A 22477-nucleotide genomic window follows, 5' to 3' on the forward strand; every position below is an offset into this window, starting at 1 on the left:
ATGCATCAACAATGAATTTGAGAAACGTTTAAATTGCCGGTCAGCAATTGAATTGATGAGCATAGAGCAGGCTAAATATTAATAAACATTTAATTTTCTCATATAGGCATGAAAAAAAATACTGCACTTGCAGCATTTGCTTACAATTTTTCGAAAAATATTTTCATGCCATCTTATGCCGTTTTTTGCACCAGCAAGAACAGAAAAATGCAAAATTGGCCCAATTTACCGCCTATTTGCTCAAGCATGTGATTTTTTGAGAAGGTAATGATGAGATAAATGCACCAAATTGATGCGACGCAACAATTATGCTTTTTGGAAATAATGCCTATACGAATTATTGATTTTTTAGCTGCGTTGGCACGACGTATAGTGCAAACACCTGCTCGGTTTGGTGGCAGTCAATTGCCCCAGGGGCAACAGCAAATTCATCGATAGCTTTCATTATTTTCAGGAGTTTATTATGTCCTCACATTTCCGCCTCTATGCAATAGTATCCACACTGGCTTTTGCTTTGGTCACCGCACCGGCATTCGCTGTAGAAGTCCGTAACCCATTTGCGGAATCCGGTTGCGAAGCCCCATCTTATGATCAACGTGCGTTGACTGACGAACAAGAAGGCCTGGTCAAGATCAGCTACGTAGTGGATAAACAAGGTGCCGTTGTTGATGCAAAAATCGTTGCTTCCAGCGGTTTCCGCAAACTCGATAAAGCATCCCTGCTGGCACTGAAAGCATGCCGCTTCCAGACTGGCGCAGCACAAGGCTGGAATGACCTTGCGTTTGCCTGGACATTGAAATAATTGTCTGCTGGTTACCGCAAGTCATGCCGACTTGCGGTAACCCCCTGTTTTTGAGCGTGTTGACCCAAGTCAACGCGCTTTAATTCAAGGGCAAAAATATATCGATCATCATCTGATGTTCCGGCACATCCGGGTAAAAACTCAGACGCTGCAAAAATAGCGGGAAGTCGCGCAAGCTGGCACCACTTTGCGGTAACCACTGTCCGTATAGAAATCGTATGCTGGCACCCAGCAAGGCATCTGATCCTGTATGCCGTAATACGGCACAAGACCCTTCCGGTATGATTTTATTGACGATGCCGGCAGCATTCTCTTCTACTGGCGTTTGTACCGCCGCCCCCAAGTCGAAACGGTATTGACTGGGAATACAATTTTCCAGATCATCATAAATCAGGTTGAAGGTTGCGCTGACGCTCGGCGACAATTTGTTTTGTCTGCGCCAGGCAATGAATTTCTGAATGCTGCTATTCAGCAGCGCGGGGTCGCCGCGATGTTCCAATACGGCGATGCTGGTTGCGGGGAAGGTGATGATTTTCACATCATCAAGCTGGTGCTGGGCTGACATATGCTGTTCTCTCATGTGGTGTAGGGATAAGTAGCTGTTCTGCCAGGCGGTCCACTGTGACTGTTTTCTGAAATGCGCAGGGCTTTGCCCCAGGCTTTTCTTGAACGCGCGAGAAAATGCCTCGCTACTTTCATATCCGCTTTCAAGAGCAATATCGATGACCTGACGGTGCTGGCGAAAAGCCAGCACATGCGCAGCCTTCTTCAAGCGCAACAATTGCACATATTTGATGACCGCTATGCCAAAGTAATCAGAAAACTGCCGGTGAAAATGAAACTTTGAGAATGCAGCGACTGCGCTCAATGACTCTACCGACAAGTCTTGTTCCAGATGTTGGTCGATGTAATACAAGACCTTCAGCATTCTGATTTGATACGCCGCATCCCTGATATTCACTGTGCTTCCCCCTGACAGATCACAGCTTACGCAAGCCCCATCGCGCAAGCATGATCAGTCTTGCTCATTTTTACTCATTTTGGCGATGGCGCAGCCGCTCTACCAGGGCGTTTTCGCACAGTTTGAATAGCAGGTAAGCGATCATGGCACCGCAAGAGGTAGCCAGCAATTCCAGCAACTGCTGCAAGCCACCTTCCATCAGCCCTATCCAGCCGTTGTCCAGCAGATAGTCGGCATTGGCACTGAACAGGTGTATCAGGTCGAAAGACAATTTGCCAAACACCAGAAAACTGACTGTCAGCAAGACAAAGCAGGCCACGCTGTGATCACACAACCAGGCATACAATTTACGTTGCCTGGCCATGTTTATTTTCCGGCAGCCGATGTCGACGATTTCTCGGCAATCGCTTTCAGGCTTTGCAAGCCTTCATCAAATTTGCCGCCCACCATCTTGTCCATATTAAAAAATGTGCCCATCAGCTTGGACATAAAATTACTGGGGCCAAACATGGCGTGGCTGACCACGGTCTTGCCAGCCTGGCTTTCCAGCTTGAATTCTATGGTGTTCTGGGCCGCAAAAGGCTTATAGAAATTGATTTGCAGGCGCAAATAATCATGTGGCCGGGTTTCCAGAATTTCCATGCGCTCTTCGCCCAGTTGCTTATTCCCCTGCCAGGCATACACCGCCCCGGGGCCACTGTCATTACCGCTATAACTGCGCTGGACCTGGGGATCGGCTTTTTCCCATGGCGACCAGGCTTCCCATGCGTGGAAATCATTAATCAAGGGGAAAATCTGTTCACTGGCGGCATTGATTTCCAGCGAGCGCTCAACCCGGAAAGCATCTGGCAAAGATGCGATGTACAGCAGAAAGGCGATGAGCAAAAGCACGAGTATGGCAAGTATTATCATGAGCTGACTCCGGGGTTGAAGAAACAAGTGCTGAGCTTAAAACGACAATGACATTATTACCAGTTGCATCCTGCGAAAACCACAGATGTGTGTTTTTAGCGCTGAAACCTTAATCAAATTACCACAATCCTCATAATAATCGGTTTTTTCCCCGTTACAATAAACAACATTACAGCGATCTGTTTTTGATCCCAGGGTTCAACCACTTTTTATTTTTAAGCGACATGCCTACCCCATACAACACCGTACCCACCACCAACGTACCACTTACCGGTGTTATTTTGATCGATGCGTTGCTTGCAGGTGCCAAATGGGGTACCGGGCTGCAAACGGGAATTTCGCTCGCCTACAGTTTTCCATGGTCAACCGGCGATTCCTATTTTTTTGGTCATAATGGGTCCAGCAATTATTCGACGACCGATGAACCGAATGCCAGCTCCCACGCGGCATTAAACACAGTACAGCAACAGTCAGCGAAAACCGCCATGCAGGCCTGGTCTGACGTTGCCAATATTCAGTTCACCCAGGTAGCAGATAACAGCGGCTCAGCCGGTGATATCCGTATTGCCCTGACTTCTGCCACCGATAAAACCAGCACTGGTAAAGCGGCCTGGGGCTGGGCATATAATCCGTCCAATTATTATCCGGAAGGCGGCGATATCTGGATCTCCACCTCCTCCGCAAACAAGGATACGGACTGGACAGTGGGTTCCTATAATTACCAGGCTATCTTGCACGAATTGGGTCATGCGCTGGGTTTGAAGCATCCGTTTGAAGACGGTGTCATCATGCCGACCGCATTCGATACGCGGCAATACACCATCATGTCTTACACGGCGCAGGCGAACGACCTGTTCCGTACCATTACCTATGGCACGAATGGCAAACCGATTTTCACTTACGAGAATATCGTGCCAGAAACACCGATGGTTGCCGACATCGCCGCCATGCAAGACATGTATGGCGCCAACATGACTTACAAAACCGGAAATGATGTCTACACCTTTGAAACCGACAAGCCTTTCCTGAAAACGCTATGGGATGCAGGTGGCAATGATACGATTTCGGTTGCCAATTTCACCCTGGGCTGCAAGATTGACCTGACACCGGGTAATTATTCCGACATACGCATGGTGTCTGCCCCTACCCCCGCCGGTTTCGTCGGGGGAACAGTACCCACCTATAATGGTGTAGCTAACCTGGGTATCGCCTACCAGACCTTTATAGAAAATGCCATAGGTGGTGCCGGGGACGATACCCTGATAGGAAATTCCATCAACAATACCTTCACCGGCAACGGTGGCAATGACACCATAGACGGCGGCCTGGGTCTTGATACAGCCATCTACAATGGCCTGCATAGCAACTACACGCTGACGGCCGTCAGCAATACTGCGTACATCAAAGCAAAAACCGGCACGGACGGTGCCGACAATCTGATCAATGTGGAACGCCTGCAATTCAGCGATGAAAACATTGCACTGGATATCACCGGCACCGCCGGCCAGGCATATCGCCTGTATCAAGCAGCCTTTGACCGCAAGCCGGACATGCTGGGTCTGGGTTACTGGATTGCCGACATGGACAATGGCTCCAACCTGACTACGGTGGCGGCTGGCTTCATGCAATCGGCGGAATTTCAGAAGCTGTATGGCAGCAAGCCTTCCAATACCACGCTGGTCACGAATTTTTACCAGAATGTATTGCACCGTGCGCCGGATCAATCCGGCTTCAATTACTGGCTGGATCAGCTCAATACCAACAAAATCACCGCGGCCGGTGCACTCGCCAGTTTTTGCGAAAGTACCGAAAACCAGGCACTGGTCATCGGTGCCATACAGAACGGCATAGAATACCTGCTGTGGCACGCCACTGCCTGATCTCCGCATAGCTACAGCACTACAGCGCTATCTGCAACACAAAACAGGCCCGCAATGCGGGCCTTGTTGTTATTGCTATCAGCACTGCTGTCATAAAGCTTTCCCACCACGACGCCCGCTTCACCTACAATGGCGGCATATCCTGCGCTACTGTCATCGGCTCGCCACGGTCCAGCAATTGGCGGACAAGCACAAGCGCCACTCCTATTTTTGAAATTATTCCCATGTCTGCATCTACCGCTTTTAGCTCGCTGTCCCTGTCCGTCCCCCTGCTCAGTAATCTGGAAAGCCTGGGCTACAAGGAAATGACCCCCATACAGGCTGCCAGCCTGCCCGTCATCCTGCAACAGCAGGATTTGATTGCCCAAGCCAAAACCGGCAGTGGCAAGACCGCGGCCTTTGGCCTGGGCATACTGGCAAAACTCAATCCCACCTATTTTGCGGTACAGGGCCTGGTGATCTGCCCGACGCGAGAACTGGCAGACCAGGTGGCGAATGAATTGCGCCGCCTCGCCAGGGCCATAGAAAACGTCAAGATCATCACTCTTTGCGGCGGTACCGCCATGCGCCCACAAATCGCTTCGCTGGAACACGGTGCACATATCGTCGTTGGTACGCCAGGGCGCTTGATCGACCATATCAGCCGTGGCACCATCAACCTGAAAACTGTCCAGACCCTGGTACTGGATGAAGCCGACCGCATGGTGGACATGGGCTTTTATGATGATATCTATAACATCGTTGAGGCCACTTCGCCGCGCCGGCAAACCCTGCTGTTCTCTGCCACCTATCCGGATAACATCCGCAAGGCCAGCGAGCAGTTACTACGTGAACCGGTAGAAATCAAGGTTGAATCGCAACATGCGGCCAATCATATCGAACAACTGTTTTACCTGGTAACGCCGGAAGAACGCAATGCTGCTGTCGCGCAGTTGCTCCATCATTATCAACCGGCATCCGCCATTGCTTTTTGCAATACCAAGATTCATTGCCGCGAACTGACAGAAGAATTGCATGCCCGTGGCATCAGCGCCCTGGCCCTGCATGGTGACCTGGAACAGCGCGACCGTGATGAAGTGCTGATCCGTTTTGCCAACCAGAGTTGTTCTGTACTGGTGGCCACCGACGTCGCCGCCCGTGGCCTTGACATACAAACCCTGGGGGCCGTCATCAACGTCGATGTATCCAAAGATACCGAAGTGCATATCCACCGCATAGGCCGCACCGGTCGCGCCGGTGAAAAAGGTCTGGCGCTGAGTCTGGCAACGCCGGGTGAAAAGAAATGGGTGAAGCTGATAGAAGAATATCAGGGTGAAGCTGTCACCTGGGCCGATATTCATGAACTACAGAATCAGGATGCACAGCACCTTGAAGCACCGATGATGACCGTCTGCATCATGGGCGGTAAAAAAGACAAGTTGCGCCCAGGTGATCTGCTGGGTGCCCTGACGGCAGACCTGGGTTTGAAGAAAGAACAGGTAGGTAAAATCAATGTATCCGAATTTATCACCTATGTAGCACTTGACCGCCATGTCGCCGTCAAGACCGTGGATCGCCTGAGCCGCACGAATATCAAGGGCAGGCAATTCAAGATGCGCATCATTGACTAAGCGTAGTCAGTCAACTCAGACCGGGTGGCGTGCCATCAGCCTTTGGACGGCGGCACCGGCGGCCAGGCGGATACCAAAATGCTGTTGCAACAGGGAGCGGTATTCATCTTCGTCACGAATACTGTGCACCTGTCTGACCCCACGCTCGGTGCGGATGCATTTGTTGTTGGAGATGCTGATGCGCCCCTGCGGTATGGCTATCGAGCAAATGGTTTTTTGCGTGAAGTGCGATAGTGACGAAGTCTGTTGATACAGGCACATGGCTGCAAAATCATTGATCTCGAAAGCCTGCAAGGAAAAGCGGAACTGCGGCTGCATGCTCTTGTCATCCCTGCCCTGCATCAGCTTGAAGCATGCCGTAGTTGACCCAAGCCCCGGCTCGGGCTGTACCTGATACTGCATGCCCAGTTCGGTGACGGGCTGGCCATTCATAGTGAGCGGTGCACGGAAGCTGTCCCCAAAACCGACATCGGCAATCCAGCCTTGTCCATCCAGCTGCACCTGTATCAGCATATGATCAAAATCCGGCCCATAGTCTTTGCCATTGAATACGCGCGCAGCAATCAGGCTGGTCTGGAAACCGAAAGACTGTAGCAATAGCCTGAATGCCTGGTTCAATTCATAGCAAAAACCACCGCGCCGCTGTTGCAGCAGCTTGTCCAGCAATGCCGGTGTGGATAAATCCAGCTTGTGACCCAGGCTGATATCCAGGTTTTCAAACGGGATGTGCTGCAAGTGGGCGACATGCAAAGCCGCCAGCACGTCCAGCGTTGCCACACGCGGGCCGGTATACGCGATTCTGTCCAGGTAAGCCTGTATTTGTACGTCATCCAGCATGCAGCCTCCGGCAAAAATCGTTGATGGCTGTTGCATGCTGCTCTAGAATAAAATTCTCGTCGCAACTGGCGTACAGCATGCCCTCATACTGCATGCCCAGATAGGCAAAACTGAGTTTGAATACCTGCTCAAAACAGTCTGCCGGGATGGCATCAGAGCCAGTAGCGAGAACGGCAGCCCGCTTGCTGCGCAATTGGCGACCCAGTGGCTTGTCGATTTTCAGCAGATCAGACAACCTGTCCATGAATATTTTCATGCTGCCACTGGGGGCATACCAATAGATAGGGCTGGCCAGGATGATGCGATCATAGGTCAGGACTTCGCGAATCAGGCCAGGGAAATCATCGTCCTGGTTATGGAAGGCGTAGTCAAAGGGCTTGATCTGATAGCGATTAAGATCCAGCAGGCTGGCCTGTAGCTTATCGGCCAGCGCCTGCGCCAGATGGTAGGTATTGCCCGGATTGCGCGCGCTGCCAAGCAGGATGACGGTACGTGGTTCTGACATCGGAATAAACGGAAGCCAAGGAAGTCCTGAATATACCCCGATGGCCGCTTTCTTGCAGGAGGCAGGGCTTCCACTGCCGGGCAGCCACCAGTTCTATCGCATTGCTGCTATCTGGCAAACCCGCAGCGCCTATGGCTGCATCCAGTCCGGAAAACTCAACACTGATGCCAAAGTCAGCCAGCGATGCGCTAACGATGTTGCGTATCTGTGCATTATCATGCTGGACCGCATGGCGTATGTGGATGGCCGACTGTTTTACCCGTTGCTTTAGCTGCTGCTTTACCCGCTGCTCAGGCATAATTTTGCGGAAAAAAATGACGCTCCACCATCTCAATCAGGATATGCAAGACCTTGATATGCAGTTCCTGCACGCGGTCGGCAAATTGTCCGCCGGGTGTGCAAATGTAGGCGCTGCTCAAATTTTTCAGCACTTCACTGTGCCGGCCACTGAGTATGATGACATGCATGCCACGCGCCTGTGCCACTTCTGCCGCGCGGATCACATTCTTGCTGGTGCCGCTGGTGCTCAGGGCCAGCAGGCAATCGCCGGCCCGGCCATGGGCTTCTATGAAACGGGAAAATACCTGTTCATAACCCATGTCATTGCTGACACAGCTCAAATGCCCGGCATCGCTGATGGCCATGGCAGCCAGCGCGGGCCTGTCCTTGCGGTAGCGACCGGTCAGTTCTTCGGCGAAATGCATGGCATCACACATGGAACCGCCATTGCCGCAACTATACACACGGCCCTGGTTTTCAAACACGCCAACCAGTATCCGTGCAGCCTGTTCGATAGAGGCCAGCGCCTCTTCATTCGCCAGCAAATTGTCCAGCGCCACTTTTGCTTCCTGCAGGCTGGCGAATATGTGCTGTTTGTTATCTTTTACTGTCATGACGCACCGCTCAGTTTTATCAAATGAATGATTTAACCACAAAACTGCTGAATACCTCCCGGAAGCACACAACGATAGCCTGCACCCGCGCCCTGTATGCACCTGATTGCCCAGGCACACACGAAAAAATTTCATTCCATGAATGGCAATTTGGCGGCAATCTGTCAGGCATACTCAGTTTTGTTTGAATAGCAAGCGATAAGGACTGCAGCAACTTCGCTATGCCATTTTTATATAAGATGCCTGCAATTTTATGGAAGCCATACCATGAGCACCCTCGCCCCTCGCCAATTCCTGCTTGACCTCTACAGCAGCGCCGTTGCTGCCGTCAGTGCAGAAAAATGCCTGCCTGCGTTTCTGCCAGCACCGCCAGCGCAAGGGCGCACGCTGGTCATCGGTGCCGGTAAGGGCGCAGCAGCCATGGCTAAAGTGGTGGAACAGCATTGGCAAGGTGAACTGTCCGGCCTGGTAGTAACACGCTATGGCCACGGTGCAGATTGCCACCAGATAGAAGTGGTGGAAGCCGCCCACCCGGTGCCAGATGAAGCAGGCAAACAGGCAGCAGCACGCATACTGGACATGGTGCAAGGGCTGAGCAAAGACGATCTGGTGCTATGCCTGATTTCTGGCGGCGGCTCTGCCCTGCTGGCATTGCCGGCAGACGGTATCAGCCTGGAACAAAAACAGGCCATCAACAAAGCCTTGCTGAAAAGCGGTGCAGCGATTTCTGAAATGAATTGCGTGCGCAAACATCTGTCTGCCATCAAGGGTGGCCGTCTGGCACTGGCTTGCGCCCCGGCACGCGTGGTGACCCTGCTGATATCCGATGTACCCGGTGATGAACCCGGCATCATTGCCAGCGGCCCCACCCTGCCCGATGCGACCACTTGTGCCGAGGCATTGGCAATCTTGCGCAAATACGACATCGCCATCCCGGCTGAGATTTTGCAACATCTGGACAGCGGCAAGGGTGAAACCCCCAAGCCCGACGACCCGCGCTTTAGTGGCCACAGCCATCACATCATCGCCACCGCGCAAGAAGCACTGGAAGCCGCAGCCGCCACCGCACGCGCCGCTGGCATCACCCCCTATATTTTGTCCGACGGCATAGAAGGCGAAGCGCGCGATGTGGCGCTGGTGCATGCCGCACTGGCAAAACAGGTGGCCAAACATGGGCAGCCATTCCAGAAACCTTGTGTACTGATTTCTGGCGGTGAAACCACCGTCACCGTGCGTGGCAAAGGACGTGGTGGCCGTAATGCAGAATTCTTGCTGAGCCTGGCAGTCGCGCTGGACAGCCATCCTGACATCCATGCGATAGCCTGCGATACCGACGGCATCGATGGTTCCGAAGACAATGCCGGTGCCCTGTACGCACCCGACTCCATCAATCGTGCAGCAGCACAACAACTACGCGCCCGCAGCCTGCTGGAGAATAACGACGGCTACGGCTTTTTCAGTGCCCTCGATGACCTGGTCGTCAGCGGCCCGACGCGCACCAATGTCAATGATTTCAGGGCGATATTGATACTGTGAACACGATTGAGGCAGCAATATCGACATGATGACCACAATAGAAGAGATGAAAAAACTTACTATGTTTCAGGTTGACAGAATTCATTTGAAAATCTAAGATCAGGCTCATGAAATTTGCTATCACATTCGCTTTGCATGCACGCCATCATCAGTCACATCTGTGGCTGGGAAGGTTATTGCTTGCGTAATTGTGAAGAAAGCCCTCTCAGCCTGACTCAGAGGGCTTTTTTATTTTGCCTTGCGAACAAGCCGTCAAGGCTTTCGCAAGATCGCCTCATGCTTTGCAACAGAAATACAAATCAAGCTTATGAAAATGTAGGATCGCCCTTCTGAACTGCCGGGTCATCACGACAGCGCTGACCCGGCAGCCAGATCACTTCCAGACATTCACATCCCCGGCTTCATGAAAATCTGAACGCTGGGGATTCACTACACAAAACCGATGTCCGGTGGGTGCTTCCATCACCGTCCAGCGTTCCATCACCTGGACGATTTTGGCACCCAGTTTTTCCAGGCGCTGTACTTCGGCCTGGATATTGTCTGTTTCTATATCCAGATGCACGCGGCTGAGGTGCTCAACCTTCTGTAACAGTAATCTTGCCTCTTCCCCCGGCACATCCAGGTAGACATACTTGGATGCCCATTCTTCATCAGACGCAATCGCCGTATATCCCAAGGCACCGGCCCAAAACGTAGCAGCCGGATTGATGTCATCTACCTGGCAATCTATCACCAGACCTGCCAATCGACTTTTATGCATGTGTACCTCCGGTCAAAGTAATTCTTATCAACGAAGCAATTCACATTCCAAGAACGTGTTTACGATCTTACTGCGCGAGCGTGATCGGGGCTCATGCGCTGCTCAAAATGCTCATGTACTTTAAGTACATTCCGCTTTTTGCGCGGCTCTTCACCCCGCTGACGCTCGCTCGCTACAGATCGTAAACACGTTCTAAAGAAAAATGAGCTAACGCACACCGGGGTTCATTTAAAAACCCATATTTTGCTACCAATAAAATTCCACAAGAAAACGATCCCGGTAATGAATATCTGTGAAATCCAGTAATTGACTTGCAAATGTGAAGTCAGGAACCACATCGCTACGACATTAAACAAAAAGCCCACACCTAGCACGGCAAAGTACTTGGGGGCCAATGAAAGATGCTCGCCATCACTTTCAAAGGTGAAAAAATAATTCAATGCATAGTTCAAGAACGAGCCCAGCAGATAGCCGGTTGCCGAACAAATGGTAGGAGAAATATGCAAATACTCAACCCCCAGCCATAGCGTGAGGTATTGGGTTGCCGTGCCGCATAAGCCGACCATGGCAAATTTAATCAATTCCTTGATGACCATCTTATTATTCTTTTAAGCAGAAACCGCCATTCTATCTAAAAAAGCCGTCATCCTTACACCTGCTGCACTTTGCCACCCATTGCCACCCCTTACTACCCCTTGTAAGCCATAACAGGGCAAATGCCAGCGCCCCACTTATCTTCCCCGGTTACCATTAAACCTCACCATTACGCAGTTGGTCACAAGTCGCTGTCGCCCGCAAATGGGTATCGCTATAGTCACTCCATGGCAGCAAACAAAGGAGCACACCATGAACCCAGGCAATGACTTAATGACCATCCACCACACAACAACAGAGGAAAACACCATGAACAACGCTCACAGCAACCCTACAATGGATTTTATCAAGAATCTGGGTGAAACACTGGCCTATGTCGGACAACAGGCATTTGACTGGATCATCCAGGCATCCTGGAAAAAGCTGTTGCTGGTATCCTTGCTGACCATTCTCACCGGCGGCCTGATCCATCTGTCATCGCTGGCGAATACCGCAGTCTTTGGTGCCATTCTGGTGAAACTGTTTGCCAATAAAGACAAACAGACTTCGTCTCAGGTTTAATTAACAACCAGGCAAACAGGCTGGCCGTGAACAAGATATCGAGAAATGATCATGAACCACCACAACGACAATAAGGTGCTGGATTTCATCACGGACGTCATCGAAACGATGACCGTGCTGTGGTGGCAATTCTTTGACTGGCTGGCAGTCAAGTCTTGGACTTACTTGATGGTCACGGCTTTGCTGAGCTTGATCATAGGTGGCATGTTGGGCCTGGGCGGGCCGGTATTCTTGCTGATCATTGTTTCCATCATCGTCAAGAGCCTGGCTGGCGGCAAGCGACGGGCCGAAATTGCGGCCACGGCAGCCGCCACGCGCGCCGATGTCGAAGCGCTGGAAAGAAGAGTGCTGGAAGCGGAAATGGCTGCCCTGCAAGCCCAGATAGAACCACATTTCCTGTTCAACACCCTGGCCCTGATAGGACAGCTGATAGAAACCAGTCCGGCTGAAGCCAGCAAGGTCCACCAGCACCTGATCACCTACCTGCGCTCTGCTTTGCCACAAATGCGCGACAAGGGCAATGGCAAGCTCGGGCAACAGATGGAAATGTGTCGTGCTTACCTGAACATCATGCAGGCACGCATGCAGGAACGTTTGACTTATCAGATAGAATTACCTTCTGAACTGGAGTTCTTGCCCTTCCCTTCCATGATGATACAAACCCTGGTGGAAAATTCCATCAAGCATGGCCTGGAACCCAAGACCACGGGCGGCCATATCTGCATCACCGCAAAAAAACTGGATAACCACTTGCTGGTCGAAGTCCGCGACAATGGCATGGGTTTCAATATGCATGCAGATGATGGCCTGGGCCTGAGCAATATCCGTGAACGCCTGAAAGTATTGTATGCAGGCAAGGCACAGCTCATCATTGAAGCACCTCAAAGCGGCGGCGCCGTGGTAGGCATACAACTGCCTCTGGACGGCAAGCAGTAATTAGACATAAGGCAAAAGCATGTCAATCAAAGCGACAACAACTGCAACGGCAATGATCGTCGATGATGAAACCCCGATGCGCGAGCAATTGCGTTCACGCCTGCAACAGGCATGGCCACAGCTATCCATCATTGCCGAAGCAGCGAATGGTATTGCCGCCATCGAACAGGCTGAAATTGACAAGCCCGACATCATCTTCCTGGACATACGCATGCCTGGCAAAAATGGCATAGAAGCTGCCAGCACTTTGGCCAAACAGGCACTGATCGTCTTCGTCACCGCCTATGATGAATATGCGATACAGGCGTTTGAACGCGGTGCCATGGATTATTTATTGAAGCCGGTAGAAGCTGAACGCCTGGCCGGCACCTGCCAGCGCCTGCAAAAACAACTGGAACAGCGCCAGCAACAAGCTAAGCAAGCGCTTGCCCCTGCGCCCAACCAGGCAACACAGGTAGAACAATTGCTCACACAATTGATGCAACATCAGGGCCAAAACCGCGAATACCTGCGCTGGATACAGGCCAGCGTGGGTAGCAGCCTGCGCATGATCAGCACCAAAGAAATCCTGTTTTTTCGCTCTGACGAAAAATATACCCTGGTACAAACCGAACAGGCAGAATTCCTGATCCGCAAATCACTGAAAGAACTGGAAGACGAACTCGACCCCAAGGAATTCTGGCGCATACACCGTTCCACCCTGGTACGCGTATCTGCCATTGCCGAAGTAACGCGGGATTTTCGTGGCCGCCAGCTCATTGCGCTGAAAGGCCATACCGAAAAACTGGAAGTCAGCCGCAACCATACGCACTTGTTCCAGCAGATGTAAGACAAAGCTTTTGGTAAGACAGAGTTTTCGGTTGCTTTCGCGGGTATTCAGGATTTGGTGGTCGTCGCTGTCACCAGCGTTGCCGCTTTAGATGCCTCGATAAATTCCTGCCACAAGGTATCCAGCGTGGCACCGCCGTATGCCGCAAACAGCTCAGGCGTATATTCGCCCTTGCTAAGCGCCCGGTTCAGTTTTTTTACGATATCCTTGTCCTTGTTGACTTCCAGCCAGTACAAGAAACTGGAAGCAACAGTGTAAGCCTTCAGATAACCCTGTTCCTTCATATTGACGCCGTGCTTTTCCAGCATATAAAAATAACGCGCGTCAGGCTGATAGCCTGTCAGCTGGTCTTGCGCATTGATCTGCAAGGTGGCGCTGATATCTTTTTCAAAATACTTGTGGCGCACATAATCAGCGATCCCTTCCACCAACCAGCCGATTTGGTGCTTCGATGGTAGGTATTGTTGGTTGATATGCGTGATTTCGTGCACCAACATGGCCTGGAAATTGTCGGGCATGGCCGCCACCTGTTCAGCAGAAATGTAAATGGTATTATCGCTGGCATAGGCAACAACATTTGCCAGTTCCGGCCCAAATCCCGGCATCAGCACGATACCAACGTCCGCATAAGGCAAGGCATGGCCTTCATCAAACAGCAGGCTATTGATTAACGGATACCAAGTTTCCACCAGTCGCTGGCTTTGTTCCACGCGGGCTAACATTTCAGGGCTGGCTTTGAATTCTACCTGAGCCAGTTTAACCACAATATCGGTCGCATGACTCAGTACCGGCATAAAGCAGCCTGCCAACAGCGTCAACACCAAACACAGGGAACTGCGGGTTAAGTAGTTTTTCATGTTAGTGACCGTTTCAGGTTGTCAGGCAGGATTTGTCGCCTTGAGTAGCCCTCTTAAAGAAATCTGATACTTTCTCCTTAATTCGGCAATACTGATTTCGGCACCTAGCATTTGAGATGCAAAGGCTAGGCATACGAGACCACATTCAGTGGTTTCATCTTGGCGTAATAAAATGCTCACTGAGTTCCAAACGCCCTATTTAATATAGCTAAATAGATGATCTCTTGGCTCTGGCTGAACACTTGCGTACCTTTTGAGACTCCCATCTTTATTTATAAAACTGTAGGCACTTACGATTTCAAGTTTGTTTCGTCCACCGTTTAAGTCTACTCCTTGCAAATTAAATCCAAGACTACCTTGGCCGCAAAGAAAAACAGGCTTCCAAACATATCTGTCGTTTAACCAATCGGTCAGCAGCAGTGTGTCTGATAAATCAGTTGTAGTCACTACACCTTTATCCTGGACTCGTAGAATTAGTTTTTTTGGGTCTAAAGTTAATTCTAGTTCGTATAGAACGTCAGGACACTGTAATTTAAATATTTCAACAACTGGTGATGCCCAATGCGCGTGCGGAACCGATATATCTACGGTAGTTTGCGCACAGGCCAAACGCGAAAATATTAATAGAGTCGATAAAAATAGTAAATCTTTACATGATCGGAAGTTCATGACTTTCCTAGAATGAAGTGCTGTCACTTTGTAACTGCCATCAGTGGTTGTAACATAGCCAAAGACAGTCTCCTTTTTACTGTACTTAGTTATGCCAAGGAAAAAAATAGTTGTAAAAAATCAGAAGAAAAAAACTGTAATGACCCATCCGGACACCCCAAGTAGTTTGATTGGTGAACCGACCATAGACTTGGCTTCAGCAATAGCCTCCCCTTCCGGAACATGGTTTCAACATCGAAGGGTTCGTTTGACATGTTACATTACCAACAATAATAATTGTTACATGCTTTTAATACAATCACAATCTAACTATTTTTGAAAATATTTGTGATTTTAAAAACAACTAAATTCAAGTGAACTCCAACAATGCATCGAGAGATTTATTTTCTTCTTGAAAATCTTCAAGCAACCAGCGGTCTTCCCAATTTTTCCGTTCATCAGAAGGAAGTTTGCTGATATTTTCAGCCCGTCTGAACAAACCCTGTAAATCTTCGAATTGCAGTATTTGAGATTCCCCACACGCATCAAAATCAGCATGAAAGGATTTTTCAAATCTCTGTATAAGCACCTCATTCGCACCAACAGTTCCATCCATGTATAAGAAAACAGCAAGGTCACAGAGCTGAGCAAGATTAAACCTGTCCCGCTTCCTGATTTTCAGCTTTTGAAGAACAACATTTACAATCAAGTCTTGTTGTTTGGACCGTTTAATCAGACGAAACAAAGAATCAGCCCTGCTGCCTTCGGATTGAGGGTCATTTGCCAAATTTCCGGTCGCCGCCGCAATAAGCTCTTTTGAAAATTCAACATGCGGATGTGCCCTCATGAGCAACATCGCCCTGCCTGTTCCCAGGGTCAGTGAATGAAAAAACTGCTTTTGCAAAGCTGCGATGTCATCTGGGTGTAAAGAGGTCCGTGTTTTCATATTGGTACAAGCAAGATCAGACAAACTACTCGGCTAAAATCTCGAAGTCACAATCTGAGCATGTATCAGGCTGGCAGCGCATGCACAGTGCCAGTTGAAGTTATGGGCTTTTCATTTTACTATGTCTGATTCAGCAAAACAGGTTGGCAAACTGAATAATACCGCTTGCCCTTCAGACAAAAGCTTCATGCCATTCCACCCATCACTCGTAACGGCTCACGCACAAGAATAATGAACACCACCGTCAATGAAGCAAATGCACGTCTCAAAGTAGCCATCAGTGAAGCCGCACAGCGGCTCAGGAATGCCATGCGCGAAGCCACAACGGGGCTGATAGACCGTGATCACCTGGCGGAGCTCATGATACTGGCCGCTGTCGCGCAGGAACATGTACTGGTCATCGGTCCGCCGGGTACGGCCAAGAGTGCGGTTGTCAGGCGGGTGGCGCAAAGCCTGGGTGGGCAGTATTTTGAATACCTGCTGGGGCGTTTTACCGAACCGGCTGAACTGTTTGGACCCGTCAATCTGAACAAGTTGCGCGAAGGCACGGTAGAAACAGATATTGCGGGCATGCTGCCAGAAGCAGAAATAGCGTTTCTGGATGAAGTGTTTCTTGGCTCCACCGCCATTCTGAACAGTTTGCTGGGCTTGCTGAACGAACGCCAGTTCCGTCGTGGCCACACGCGCATACGCTGCCCTTTGCGTATCTGCGTCGGTGCCGCCAATGATTTGCCAGAAGACGAAGGTCTGGCTGCCTTTGCAGACCGCTTTCTGTTACATGTATTTATCGATTCTGTGCCAGATGCCAAGCTGGAAGACTTGCTGGAAGGTGGCTGGCAAATGAATCGTCGCCAGGTGAGTACCTGTGCCGATCTGGCCTCGCTGGATGTGCTGAACCGGGCCGGGCCGCTGGTCGACATGAATGCGATACGTAGCGACCTGGCACAAGCGATACGCCAGCTGCGGCAGGCGAATATCAGTTTGTCGGATCGTCGCATTGTCAAGGCACAGCAATTGATTGCGGCAGCAACTGTGCTGGCTGGCAGGCAAATCGCCAGCAAGGCAGACCTGTGGCCACTGATTTATGTCATCCCGACTGCGATGGGGCAACGCAATGCCAGGGAAATTCTGCGTGACACACTGGCACATGCCCAGCATCCGCTATTGCATGCGGTGGTCGAAGTCGCCAGTCAGCAACCCATGGCAAGGCTGGGCCGGCTGCTGGAAACTGCGGATCAACTGCTGGCGGAAACCGATGCCGTAAATAAAGTTAAACCGGTGGAAGCGCTATTGCGTGAAATTGATGCCAATTTTGATCAAAGCAGCCTGCCTGATGCACTGCAAGAACGTCGTCAGCAATTGATGGGCTTGCTGGAAGCAAATTGATGGATGATTTGCAATGGGTTTCTACAGGTGGTGATGCACCGCCACCTGCCGGTGTGGTTGCGCACGGCAAATATGCAAGCGCCTTGTTAAAGCGCATGCAAAAACTGCATGACGACGAATTACACGCGCTGTCCATCGTCGCCACCCGCAGCCTGATGGTTGTGCTGGGAAACGCCGCTGATCTGCCCTGGGTTGATGGTGTGCGCTATTGCGCGCCGCATGAAACTGCACGCAATCTTTGGCTGCCGACGCTGTGCCGACCCACCTTGCCGGCCGACTTGTTGCAAACCCATCTGGCGCAACGTACAGGCGCGCAGGCCATTCTGCTATGGCATGATCCTGCCTGTATCGTCCCGCTGGCCAGACCGGCACAAATACACCAGGGCCTGCTGCACTGGCTGACAAGGGAGCTGGGATGAATCCTGCGCCACTCAGCCTGCCTCCTGCACTGGAAGAATGGCGTCAATGGCTAAGCCTGTTTCCACCGGAACTAGGCTTAAGCATGGGGCAACTGCTGTTGCGCCTGCACCCGCTGGTAGGCAAATTGAAGGCTGCCGCCACTCCCAACCGGGATGTGCTGACAGGTGTCGGCAATATTGTGCGACGTGGCAGCTACGATCGTCTGTTGATGACAGAATGGCTGTTTGCTGACGCCGAACCGGACGAGTTCTTGCGCCGTGCGGCTAGCAATGAATTACTTTTTCTTGGTCCGGAACCTGATATACGCCTGCGCTCGCAACTATGCCTTGCCCTGTTCGATGCTGGCCCGCTGCAACTGGGCGAATGCCGCCTTGCCCATATGGCCCTGTTCATCATACTGACGCGGCGCGCGCATGAGGCTGGTGCAGAATTCAAATGGGGCATATTGCAACAACCCGGCGTCCTGCATGACAGCAACGGCAAAGAAGGCATACAAAAATTATTGGCAGCCAAGACCCTGGTCAGCCCCACAGAATCGCATCTACAGGCATGGAACAAGGCCATAGACGACATCACTGTCAATTGCGATTGCTGGCAAGTATCGTCACCAGCACCCGGCTCTGTCAAAAAAGCCACGGCACTGGTCAGTATCAACATGGATTTGCTGAAGAATAGCCTGCGCCTGCAAATGTCGGCTGCCAGCAACCGGAAAGACATCGAACTTGAGCTTCCAGAACCTGGCCATAGCGTACGCCTGCTGCGTGAGCCATTCAGGCGTTTCGATTTGCTGGGGCATATCGAAGACGCGGATGCCCGTCCTTCAGACAAACACAGCCCGCGTCTGTCACCCGGCGGCGGTTGGGTAGCCATAGCTCAGCAAGATAAGCGCCTGAAAATTTATCATGTCCCCAATTCACCGCGAGCAGCACCGGGCAAACTACGTACCGTCAGCATGCCGACTCCAGAGCGGATGATCAGTTGTGAATTGCTTGGCAAAAATCCAGCCTACCTTATCCTGAAAGAAGAGGAAGGAGATTTGTGTTTTGTGGGATTTCCGAAAAAACATTTTTACCTGGAACGTGTATCGACCAGCTTACCCGACCCTGCATCCTTCAAGCCTCCGGCTGATGCTGACAGGATGCTGCCCTGCTATTTCCTGCCAGGCAAAGTTGCAGGTGTTAACCGCAGTCGCGTACTGGTGGTGGATACCGAGCAACGTCTGGTGTGCTGGACATTCGGCGACAGCAAATCGTCTAATCCTGTTAGTGATGATACGTCCACGCCAGAATTTTCTGAGCTTGCTGAAAAAGTCGTTGGTACAGGATACCTGGATAGAAAAATTATTTTTGGAACCAGTACAGAAATCGGCACCCTGATATACCGATGGTACGCGCACGAGGAAGCACCGGTATTGATGGAAAAACTAGCCTATTCCGGCACGCGCCTGCTGTTTGGTGACCAATCATCCTGGAACAGCAAAAAAACGGGCTTGCTGGCCCTGCAACTGAGTTATACAGAATGGCTGATCAGCCGTGAAGGCAGCAACCACAAGATTGAGGTGGTGGATGCCGCCCAGGTGGTGGGGGTTGTCCGCTATCACGAAACCGCGCAGGCAGAGTATGGTCTGGTGGTCTTGCACAAGGATAGAAAAACCATCTTTTTCAAAAGCCTGCGCGGCCTGCACGTATTGCACAAATCCCCGCAGCCCATCCTCCACATCAGCATGGAGGCCTTGTCTGGCAAGCTGGCATGGGTAGTGGAAGCGACACTGGAACTGCATGTCTGTAGCCTGTACGAACAACGCCCGCTGCTGCGTGTCAGGGCGGAGAAAGTGCATCATGCTCAGTAATATAGAAACTAAGGTAGAAAATACGCTACAAGCCAAGGTACAAAGACCGGTATTTGAAGGTACCCAGCACATCCATGGCCTGTGGTTCGATTTAAGCATGATGGCCGACACCGAAGGCCAGCGACGGGTGCTGCAAGAATGGCGCGCCGGCTCACGTCTGTATCAGATATTCGATGGCTATCTCCTGGAATTTCCGCAAGCATTGCGCGCGCACTGCGCCACATTGAATGGTCTGGCCATCTGCGATGTCAGTGGCATTTTGAGCAGCGCCCCACTGAGTACGGAAGAACGCCGACAAGTAAAGCCAGGCAGTTTTTGCCTCGTACGCGGGGCACTGATTTATACCCAGAACCTGAACACGGTAAAAAAACTGGATCCCGCATTGTGGCTGGATCTGAGCAAGCTGCCGCTTCTGGTTCCCATGGAATTTCCACAAGAGCAGCAAGCCGGCACCGATGTCGAGGTCAAACCCGGCAAGACCTTGCGCGACATACTGGGCAAAGACAGCCCCGATGCGACAGCACATGTGCAGGGGTTTCTGGATGAAGAAAAGAACTTCACCACACCCAGAAATTCGAAAAAGCTGGATGTGAAGCAGGCGCTGCTCGCTGGCGCACGTGCCATGGCAAGAGATTCTGCCGAAAAAGCCATGGGCTGGCTCGCCAGAATGCTTCAGCGTCGCCAGGGCAGCGAAGATGGCGGGGTAAAAGTGCCGGGCCGTCCATCTGCGCCATCCGCCTTTGAACAAAAACTCAATGACATGCTGAGCAAAGCGGCAGTGATGACGGGGGTATCGAAAATACTCAGCCAGCGGCAGGCGAATTATCTGCGCAAGATGCTCGACATGTTTGACCATGGTGACCTGATGGAGGCGTTAAGACACGCCATTCCCTTAAGCAAGCTGGATACGCTAGGCGGCAAGCCTTCGAAACAGGCTTTTTCTGTTCCCCGGCGCAGGGATAGTTTTTCGATCTTCGGCAACTCTGGCCAAAACAGCCAGATCAACATTGCAGATCCACTGGAACTGCACCTGAGAAAAACATACAGACAGACTTTCGAAAAACTTGATCGTGAAGGCAAGATAGACGAAGCCGTATTTGTACTTGCTGAATTGCTGAGAGCAGGCGGCGAGGCGGTTGATTACCTGGAGAAAAAAGGGCGCATCAGGCAGGCAGCAGAACTTGCTGAAACCCTGAATCTGGCCCCGGAAATCATGATACGTCTATGGACGCTGGTTGGTGACAGCAAGCGGGCGATACAGCTGGCCGGCATGTACAACGCCTTTGCCGAAGCCATCAAACTACTGGAAAAAAAGCACGCCGGTACGGCCAATGATATGCGCCTGCACTGGGCACAATACCTGGCAGCACGTGGCGACTTGTGCGAAGCGGCAGAAGCCATCTGGCCCCTGTCCGAACACCGCACGCAGGCAATGTCATGGTTATTGCAGGCCGAGCAGGCGGGTGGTTTTATCAGCTTGCGCGCACTGGTAAGAAAGCTATGTCTGTATCCAGAAGGGCTGGCAGACAGTGCCTTCATGATACAAGACCTGCTGTATCAACAGGACGACGACGGCATCATGCAAAGAAGCCGCCTTGCCATGGAACTGATACAGCAAAAGAATCATTCACAGGCCAGCAGACGCGTAGCATCCGCCTTGTTGCCACACATAATCGCAGAAAAGCAGGCAGAGCAAAGCAGCCTGACAACAGCAGAAATCCGGCAACTGCATCAGTTGGTAAATTCCGATGCACTGAAGGCTGATTTACCCGAACTGAAGTTTTCCGGACAGGAAATGCGGACCAGTTCTTTCGTTACAAGAACCAGCCCCCTCGAACTGAAGTTACAGGATAGCGGCCTGGCCACCATCCACGATGCAGTCCATTTGCCAGGCGGCGATTATTTGCTGGCATTGGGCGAAAGTGGTGTCATACAGATCAACCGACGCGGACGCCAACTGACGCATTTTCCAGTGCCTGCCCACCATCTGGTCATTGCAGACAATGGTTTGCGTGCACTGGCGCTGGCCAGACGTGATACGGTGAAACGTGTCAGCACTCTGGACCTGGTTGGTCATCAGGTCATTGACTGGCTGAGCCTGCCAATCAGTTTCTGGTCTGACCGCTACGACGGTATCAACTGGAATATCGTCATGCAAAATAAATTGCTGGCGGTGGATACCAGCAACGCCCACCTGACGACCCACTGGCAGGTGGCGGATCTTCCTGGCAAGGTGATTGCCTTTGTCGAAACCGTCAACGCACAGACTATGCTGATCGCTTCTGAGCGGGAACTAGAACAATGGCGTTACCTGTTACCCAAACGGCAGTTGAACCAGCGCGATGCCTGGGCATTGCCAGATTCTGATGTCTGGAAAGTATTCCCCGTTGCCATTTCTGAAGAGCCGATAAGGTTGTACCTGATGTTTGCGAATGACATCACATCGCTGGTCATCCGGAAATTTGGCACCAGCAGTCAACATCAGTTCACCCTGGGTACACTCGACAGCGAGCCAGAAGTGGAATTGAAGGATGGCTATCTGTTCGTGAAACTGTATTCAGCAAATGAAACACGCATCATGATCATCCATGCGACCCTCAACCAGATACTTGCCAATATCAGCTTGAGCAAAGCAGCACAGGCACACATCCATGTACAGCTGAACCACATACTGATCTTCGATCAATGCGGAAAATTGATCGATATAGACCGCCAAACCGGCCAGGTACACAGCATCACGGTCAGTTGAGTCAGT

General features: G+C 51.3%; 24 protein-coding genes. 12 read left to right on the plus strand and 12 right to left on the minus strand.

Annotation, left to right across the window (positions count from 1 at the left end; genetic code table 11):
• Nucleotides 1–463: 463 nt before the first annotated feature.
• Complete coding sequence (locus tag ACO0K9_RS11020) at nucleotides 464–802, plus strand: energy transducer TonB (RefSeq protein WP_422984727.1); 339 nt, start codon at nucleotides 464–466, stop codon at nucleotides 800–802.
• 79 nt (nucleotides 803–881) lie between these two features.
• Here the strand turns inward: ACO0K9_RS11020 and ACO0K9_RS11025 are convergent, their stop codons facing one another.
• The 3 genes from ACO0K9_RS11025 to ACO0K9_RS11035 all read right to left on the minus strand — a co-directional run bounded on the left by ACO0K9_RS11025 (nucleotide 882) and on the right by ACO0K9_RS11035 (nucleotide 2675).
• The gene (locus ACO0K9_RS11025; protein ID WP_422984729.1) at nucleotides 882–1763 is read right to left on the minus strand and encodes an AraC family transcriptional regulator; all 882 of its coding nucleotides are present in this window, start codon (nucleotides 1761–1763) and stop codon (nucleotides 882–884) included.
• A gap of 70 nt (nucleotides 1764–1833) precedes the next feature.
• Nucleotides 1834–2127 carry a hypothetical protein gene (locus tag ACO0K9_RS11030; RefSeq protein ID WP_422984731.1) on the minus strand — a complete coding sequence of 98 codons (294 nt, stop codon included), beginning with the start codon at nucleotides 2125–2127 and terminating at the stop codon, nucleotides 1834–1836.
• Nucleotides 2128–2129: 2 nt separating this feature from the next.
• Entirely contained in the window at nucleotides 2130–2675 is a 546-nt protein-coding gene (locus ACO0K9_RS11035) for an SRPBCC family protein (RefSeq protein ID WP_422984733.1), read from the minus strand.
• Nucleotides 2676–2899: 224 nt separating this feature from the next.
• Between ACO0K9_RS11035 and ACO0K9_RS11040 the strand changes: the two genes are divergently transcribed.
• The gene (locus ACO0K9_RS11040; RefSeq protein WP_422984735.1) at nucleotides 2900–4555 is read left to right on the plus strand and encodes a DUF4214 domain-containing protein; all 1656 of its coding nucleotides are present in this window, start codon (nucleotides 2900–2902) and stop codon (nucleotides 4553–4555) included.
• A 224-nt stretch (nucleotides 4556–4779) separates the two neighbouring features.
• Complete coding sequence (gene dbpA, locus ACO0K9_RS11045) at nucleotides 4780–6165, plus strand: ATP-dependent RNA helicase DbpA (RefSeq protein ID WP_422984737.1); 1386 nt, start codon at nucleotides 4780–4782, stop codon at nucleotides 6163–6165.
• A gap of 15 nt (nucleotides 6166–6180) precedes the next feature.
• On the opposite strand, the gene ACO0K9_RS11050 is transcribed toward dbpA, so the two are convergent.
• Nucleotides 6181–7038 (minus strand): arylamine N-acetyltransferase family protein, encoded by an 858-nt coding sequence (locus ACO0K9_RS11050; protein WP_422984739.1) that lies wholly within the window; start codon nucleotides 7036–7038, stop codon nucleotides 6181–6183.
• Nucleotides 6992–7507: a flavodoxin family protein gene (locus tag ACO0K9_RS11055; RefSeq protein WP_422984741.1), complete on the minus strand. Its 516-nt coding sequence runs from the start codon at nucleotides 7505–7507 to the stop codon at nucleotides 6992–6994. Before ACO0K9_RS11055 ends, ACO0K9_RS11050 begins: the two co-directional genes overlap by 47 nt.
• A gap of 40 nt (nucleotides 7508–7547) precedes the next feature.
• Here ACO0K9_RS11055 and ACO0K9_RS11060 point away from each other — a divergent pair, with 40 nt between their 5' ends.
• The gene (locus tag ACO0K9_RS11060) at nucleotides 7548–7778 is read left to right on the plus strand and encodes a hypothetical protein (RefSeq protein WP_422984743.1); all 231 of its coding nucleotides are present in this window, start codon (nucleotides 7548–7550) and stop codon (nucleotides 7776–7778) included.
• A gap of 19 nt (nucleotides 7779–7797) precedes the next feature.
• Here ACO0K9_RS11060 and ACO0K9_RS11065 read toward each other — a convergent pair whose 3' ends face one another.
• Complete coding sequence (locus tag ACO0K9_RS11065; protein ID WP_422984745.1) at nucleotides 7798–8400, minus strand: SIS domain-containing protein; 603 nt, start codon at nucleotides 8398–8400, stop codon at nucleotides 7798–7800.
• A 267-nt stretch (nucleotides 8401–8667) separates the two neighbouring features.
• Between ACO0K9_RS11065 and ACO0K9_RS11070 the strand changes: the two genes are divergently transcribed.
• Nucleotides 8668–9936 (plus strand): glycerate kinase type-2 family protein, encoded by a 1269-nt coding sequence (locus ACO0K9_RS11070; protein WP_422984747.1) that lies wholly within the window; start codon nucleotides 8668–8670, stop codon nucleotides 9934–9936.
• Between the two features lie 373 nt (nucleotides 9937–10309).
• Here the strand turns inward: ACO0K9_RS11070 and ACO0K9_RS11075 are convergent, their stop codons facing one another.
• Together ACO0K9_RS11075 and ACO0K9_RS11080 are read right to left on the minus strand one after the other, a co-directional pair.
• Nucleotides 10310–10696: a VOC family protein gene (locus ACO0K9_RS11075; RefSeq protein ID WP_422984749.1), complete on the minus strand. Its 387-nt coding sequence runs from the start codon at nucleotides 10694–10696 to the stop codon at nucleotides 10310–10312.
• Nucleotides 10697–10920: 224 nt separating this feature from the next.
• Nucleotides 10921–11292 carry a GtrA family protein gene (locus ACO0K9_RS11080; RefSeq protein ID WP_422984751.1) on the minus strand — a complete coding sequence of 124 codons (372 nt, stop codon included), beginning with the start codon at nucleotides 11290–11292 and terminating at the stop codon, nucleotides 10921–10923.
• A gap of 307 nt (nucleotides 11293–11599) precedes the next feature.
• Between ACO0K9_RS11080 and ACO0K9_RS11085 the strand changes: the two genes are divergently transcribed.
• From ACO0K9_RS11085 to ACO0K9_RS11095, 3 genes are read left to right on the plus strand one after another with little or no spacing between them, the layout of a single operon-like run.
• Complete coding sequence (locus tag ACO0K9_RS11085; protein ID WP_422984753.1) at nucleotides 11600–11851, plus strand: hypothetical protein; 252 nt, start codon at nucleotides 11600–11602, stop codon at nucleotides 11849–11851.
• 51 nt (nucleotides 11852–11902) lie between these two features.
• Entirely contained in the window at nucleotides 11903–12787 is an 885-nt protein-coding gene (locus tag ACO0K9_RS11090) for a sensor histidine kinase (protein ID WP_422984755.1), read from the plus strand.
• Nucleotides 12788–12806: 19 nt separating this feature from the next.
• Nucleotides 12807–13616 (plus strand): LytR/AlgR family response regulator transcription factor, encoded by an 810-nt coding sequence (locus ACO0K9_RS11095; RefSeq protein ID WP_422984757.1) that lies wholly within the window; start codon nucleotides 12807–12809, stop codon nucleotides 13614–13616.
• A gap of 47 nt (nucleotides 13617–13663) precedes the next feature.
• Here the strand turns inward: ACO0K9_RS11095 and ACO0K9_RS11100 are convergent, their stop codons facing one another.
• The 4 genes from ACO0K9_RS11100 to ACO0K9_RS11115 form a co-directional block, all read right to left on the minus strand.
• Nucleotides 13664–14473 (minus strand): basic secretory protein-like protein, encoded by an 810-nt coding sequence (locus ACO0K9_RS11100; RefSeq protein WP_422984759.1) that lies wholly within the window; start codon nucleotides 14471–14473, stop codon nucleotides 13664–13666.
• Between the two features lie 21 nt (nucleotides 14474–14494).
• Entirely contained in the window at nucleotides 14495–14653 is a 159-nt protein-coding gene (locus ACO0K9_RS11105; protein WP_422984761.1) for a cysteine peptidase family C39 domain-containing protein, read from the minus strand.
• 15 nt (nucleotides 14654–14668) lie between these two features.
• Nucleotides 14669–15142 (minus strand): hypothetical protein, encoded by a 474-nt coding sequence (locus tag ACO0K9_RS11110; RefSeq protein ID WP_422984763.1) that lies wholly within the window; start codon nucleotides 15140–15142, stop codon nucleotides 14669–14671.
• 349 nt (nucleotides 15143–15491) lie between these two features.
• Nucleotides 15492–16067: a hypothetical protein gene (locus tag ACO0K9_RS11115; RefSeq protein WP_422984765.1), complete on the minus strand. Its 576-nt coding sequence runs from the start codon at nucleotides 16065–16067 to the stop codon at nucleotides 15492–15494.
• Between the two features lie 231 nt (nucleotides 16068–16298).
• Here ACO0K9_RS11115 and ACO0K9_RS11120 point away from each other — a divergent pair, with 231 nt between their 5' ends.
• From ACO0K9_RS11120 to ACO0K9_RS11135, 4 genes are read left to right on the plus strand one after another with little or no spacing between them, the layout of a single operon-like run.
• Entirely contained in the window at nucleotides 16299–17453 is a 1155-nt protein-coding gene (locus ACO0K9_RS11120; RefSeq protein WP_422984767.1) for an AAA family ATPase, read from the plus strand.
• A complete protein-coding gene (locus ACO0K9_RS11125) occupies nucleotides 17453–17872 on the plus strand; it encodes a hypothetical protein (protein ID WP_422984769.1) in 420 nt (139 codons plus the stop codon). The genes ACO0K9_RS11120 and ACO0K9_RS11125 overlap by 1 nt, the downstream gene beginning before the upstream one ends.
• On the plus strand, nucleotides 17869–19722 hold the full coding sequence (locus ACO0K9_RS11130; protein ID WP_422984771.1) for a hypothetical protein: 1854 nt from the start codon (nucleotides 17869–17871) through the stop codon (nucleotides 19720–19722). Before ACO0K9_RS11125 ends, ACO0K9_RS11130 begins: the two co-directional genes overlap by 4 nt.
• Complete coding sequence (locus ACO0K9_RS11135; protein WP_422984773.1) at nucleotides 19712–22471, plus strand: bpX6 domain-containing protein; 2760 nt, start codon at nucleotides 19712–19714, stop codon at nucleotides 22469–22471. The genes ACO0K9_RS11130 and ACO0K9_RS11135 overlap by 11 nt, the downstream gene beginning before the upstream one ends.
• Nucleotides 22472–22477 lie beyond the last annotated feature (6 nt).

The organism is Undibacterium sp. Ji50W (genome assembly GCF_049340445.1).
Taxonomy (GTDB): Bacteria; Pseudomonadota; Gammaproteobacteria; order Burkholderiales; family Burkholderiaceae_D; genus Undibacterium.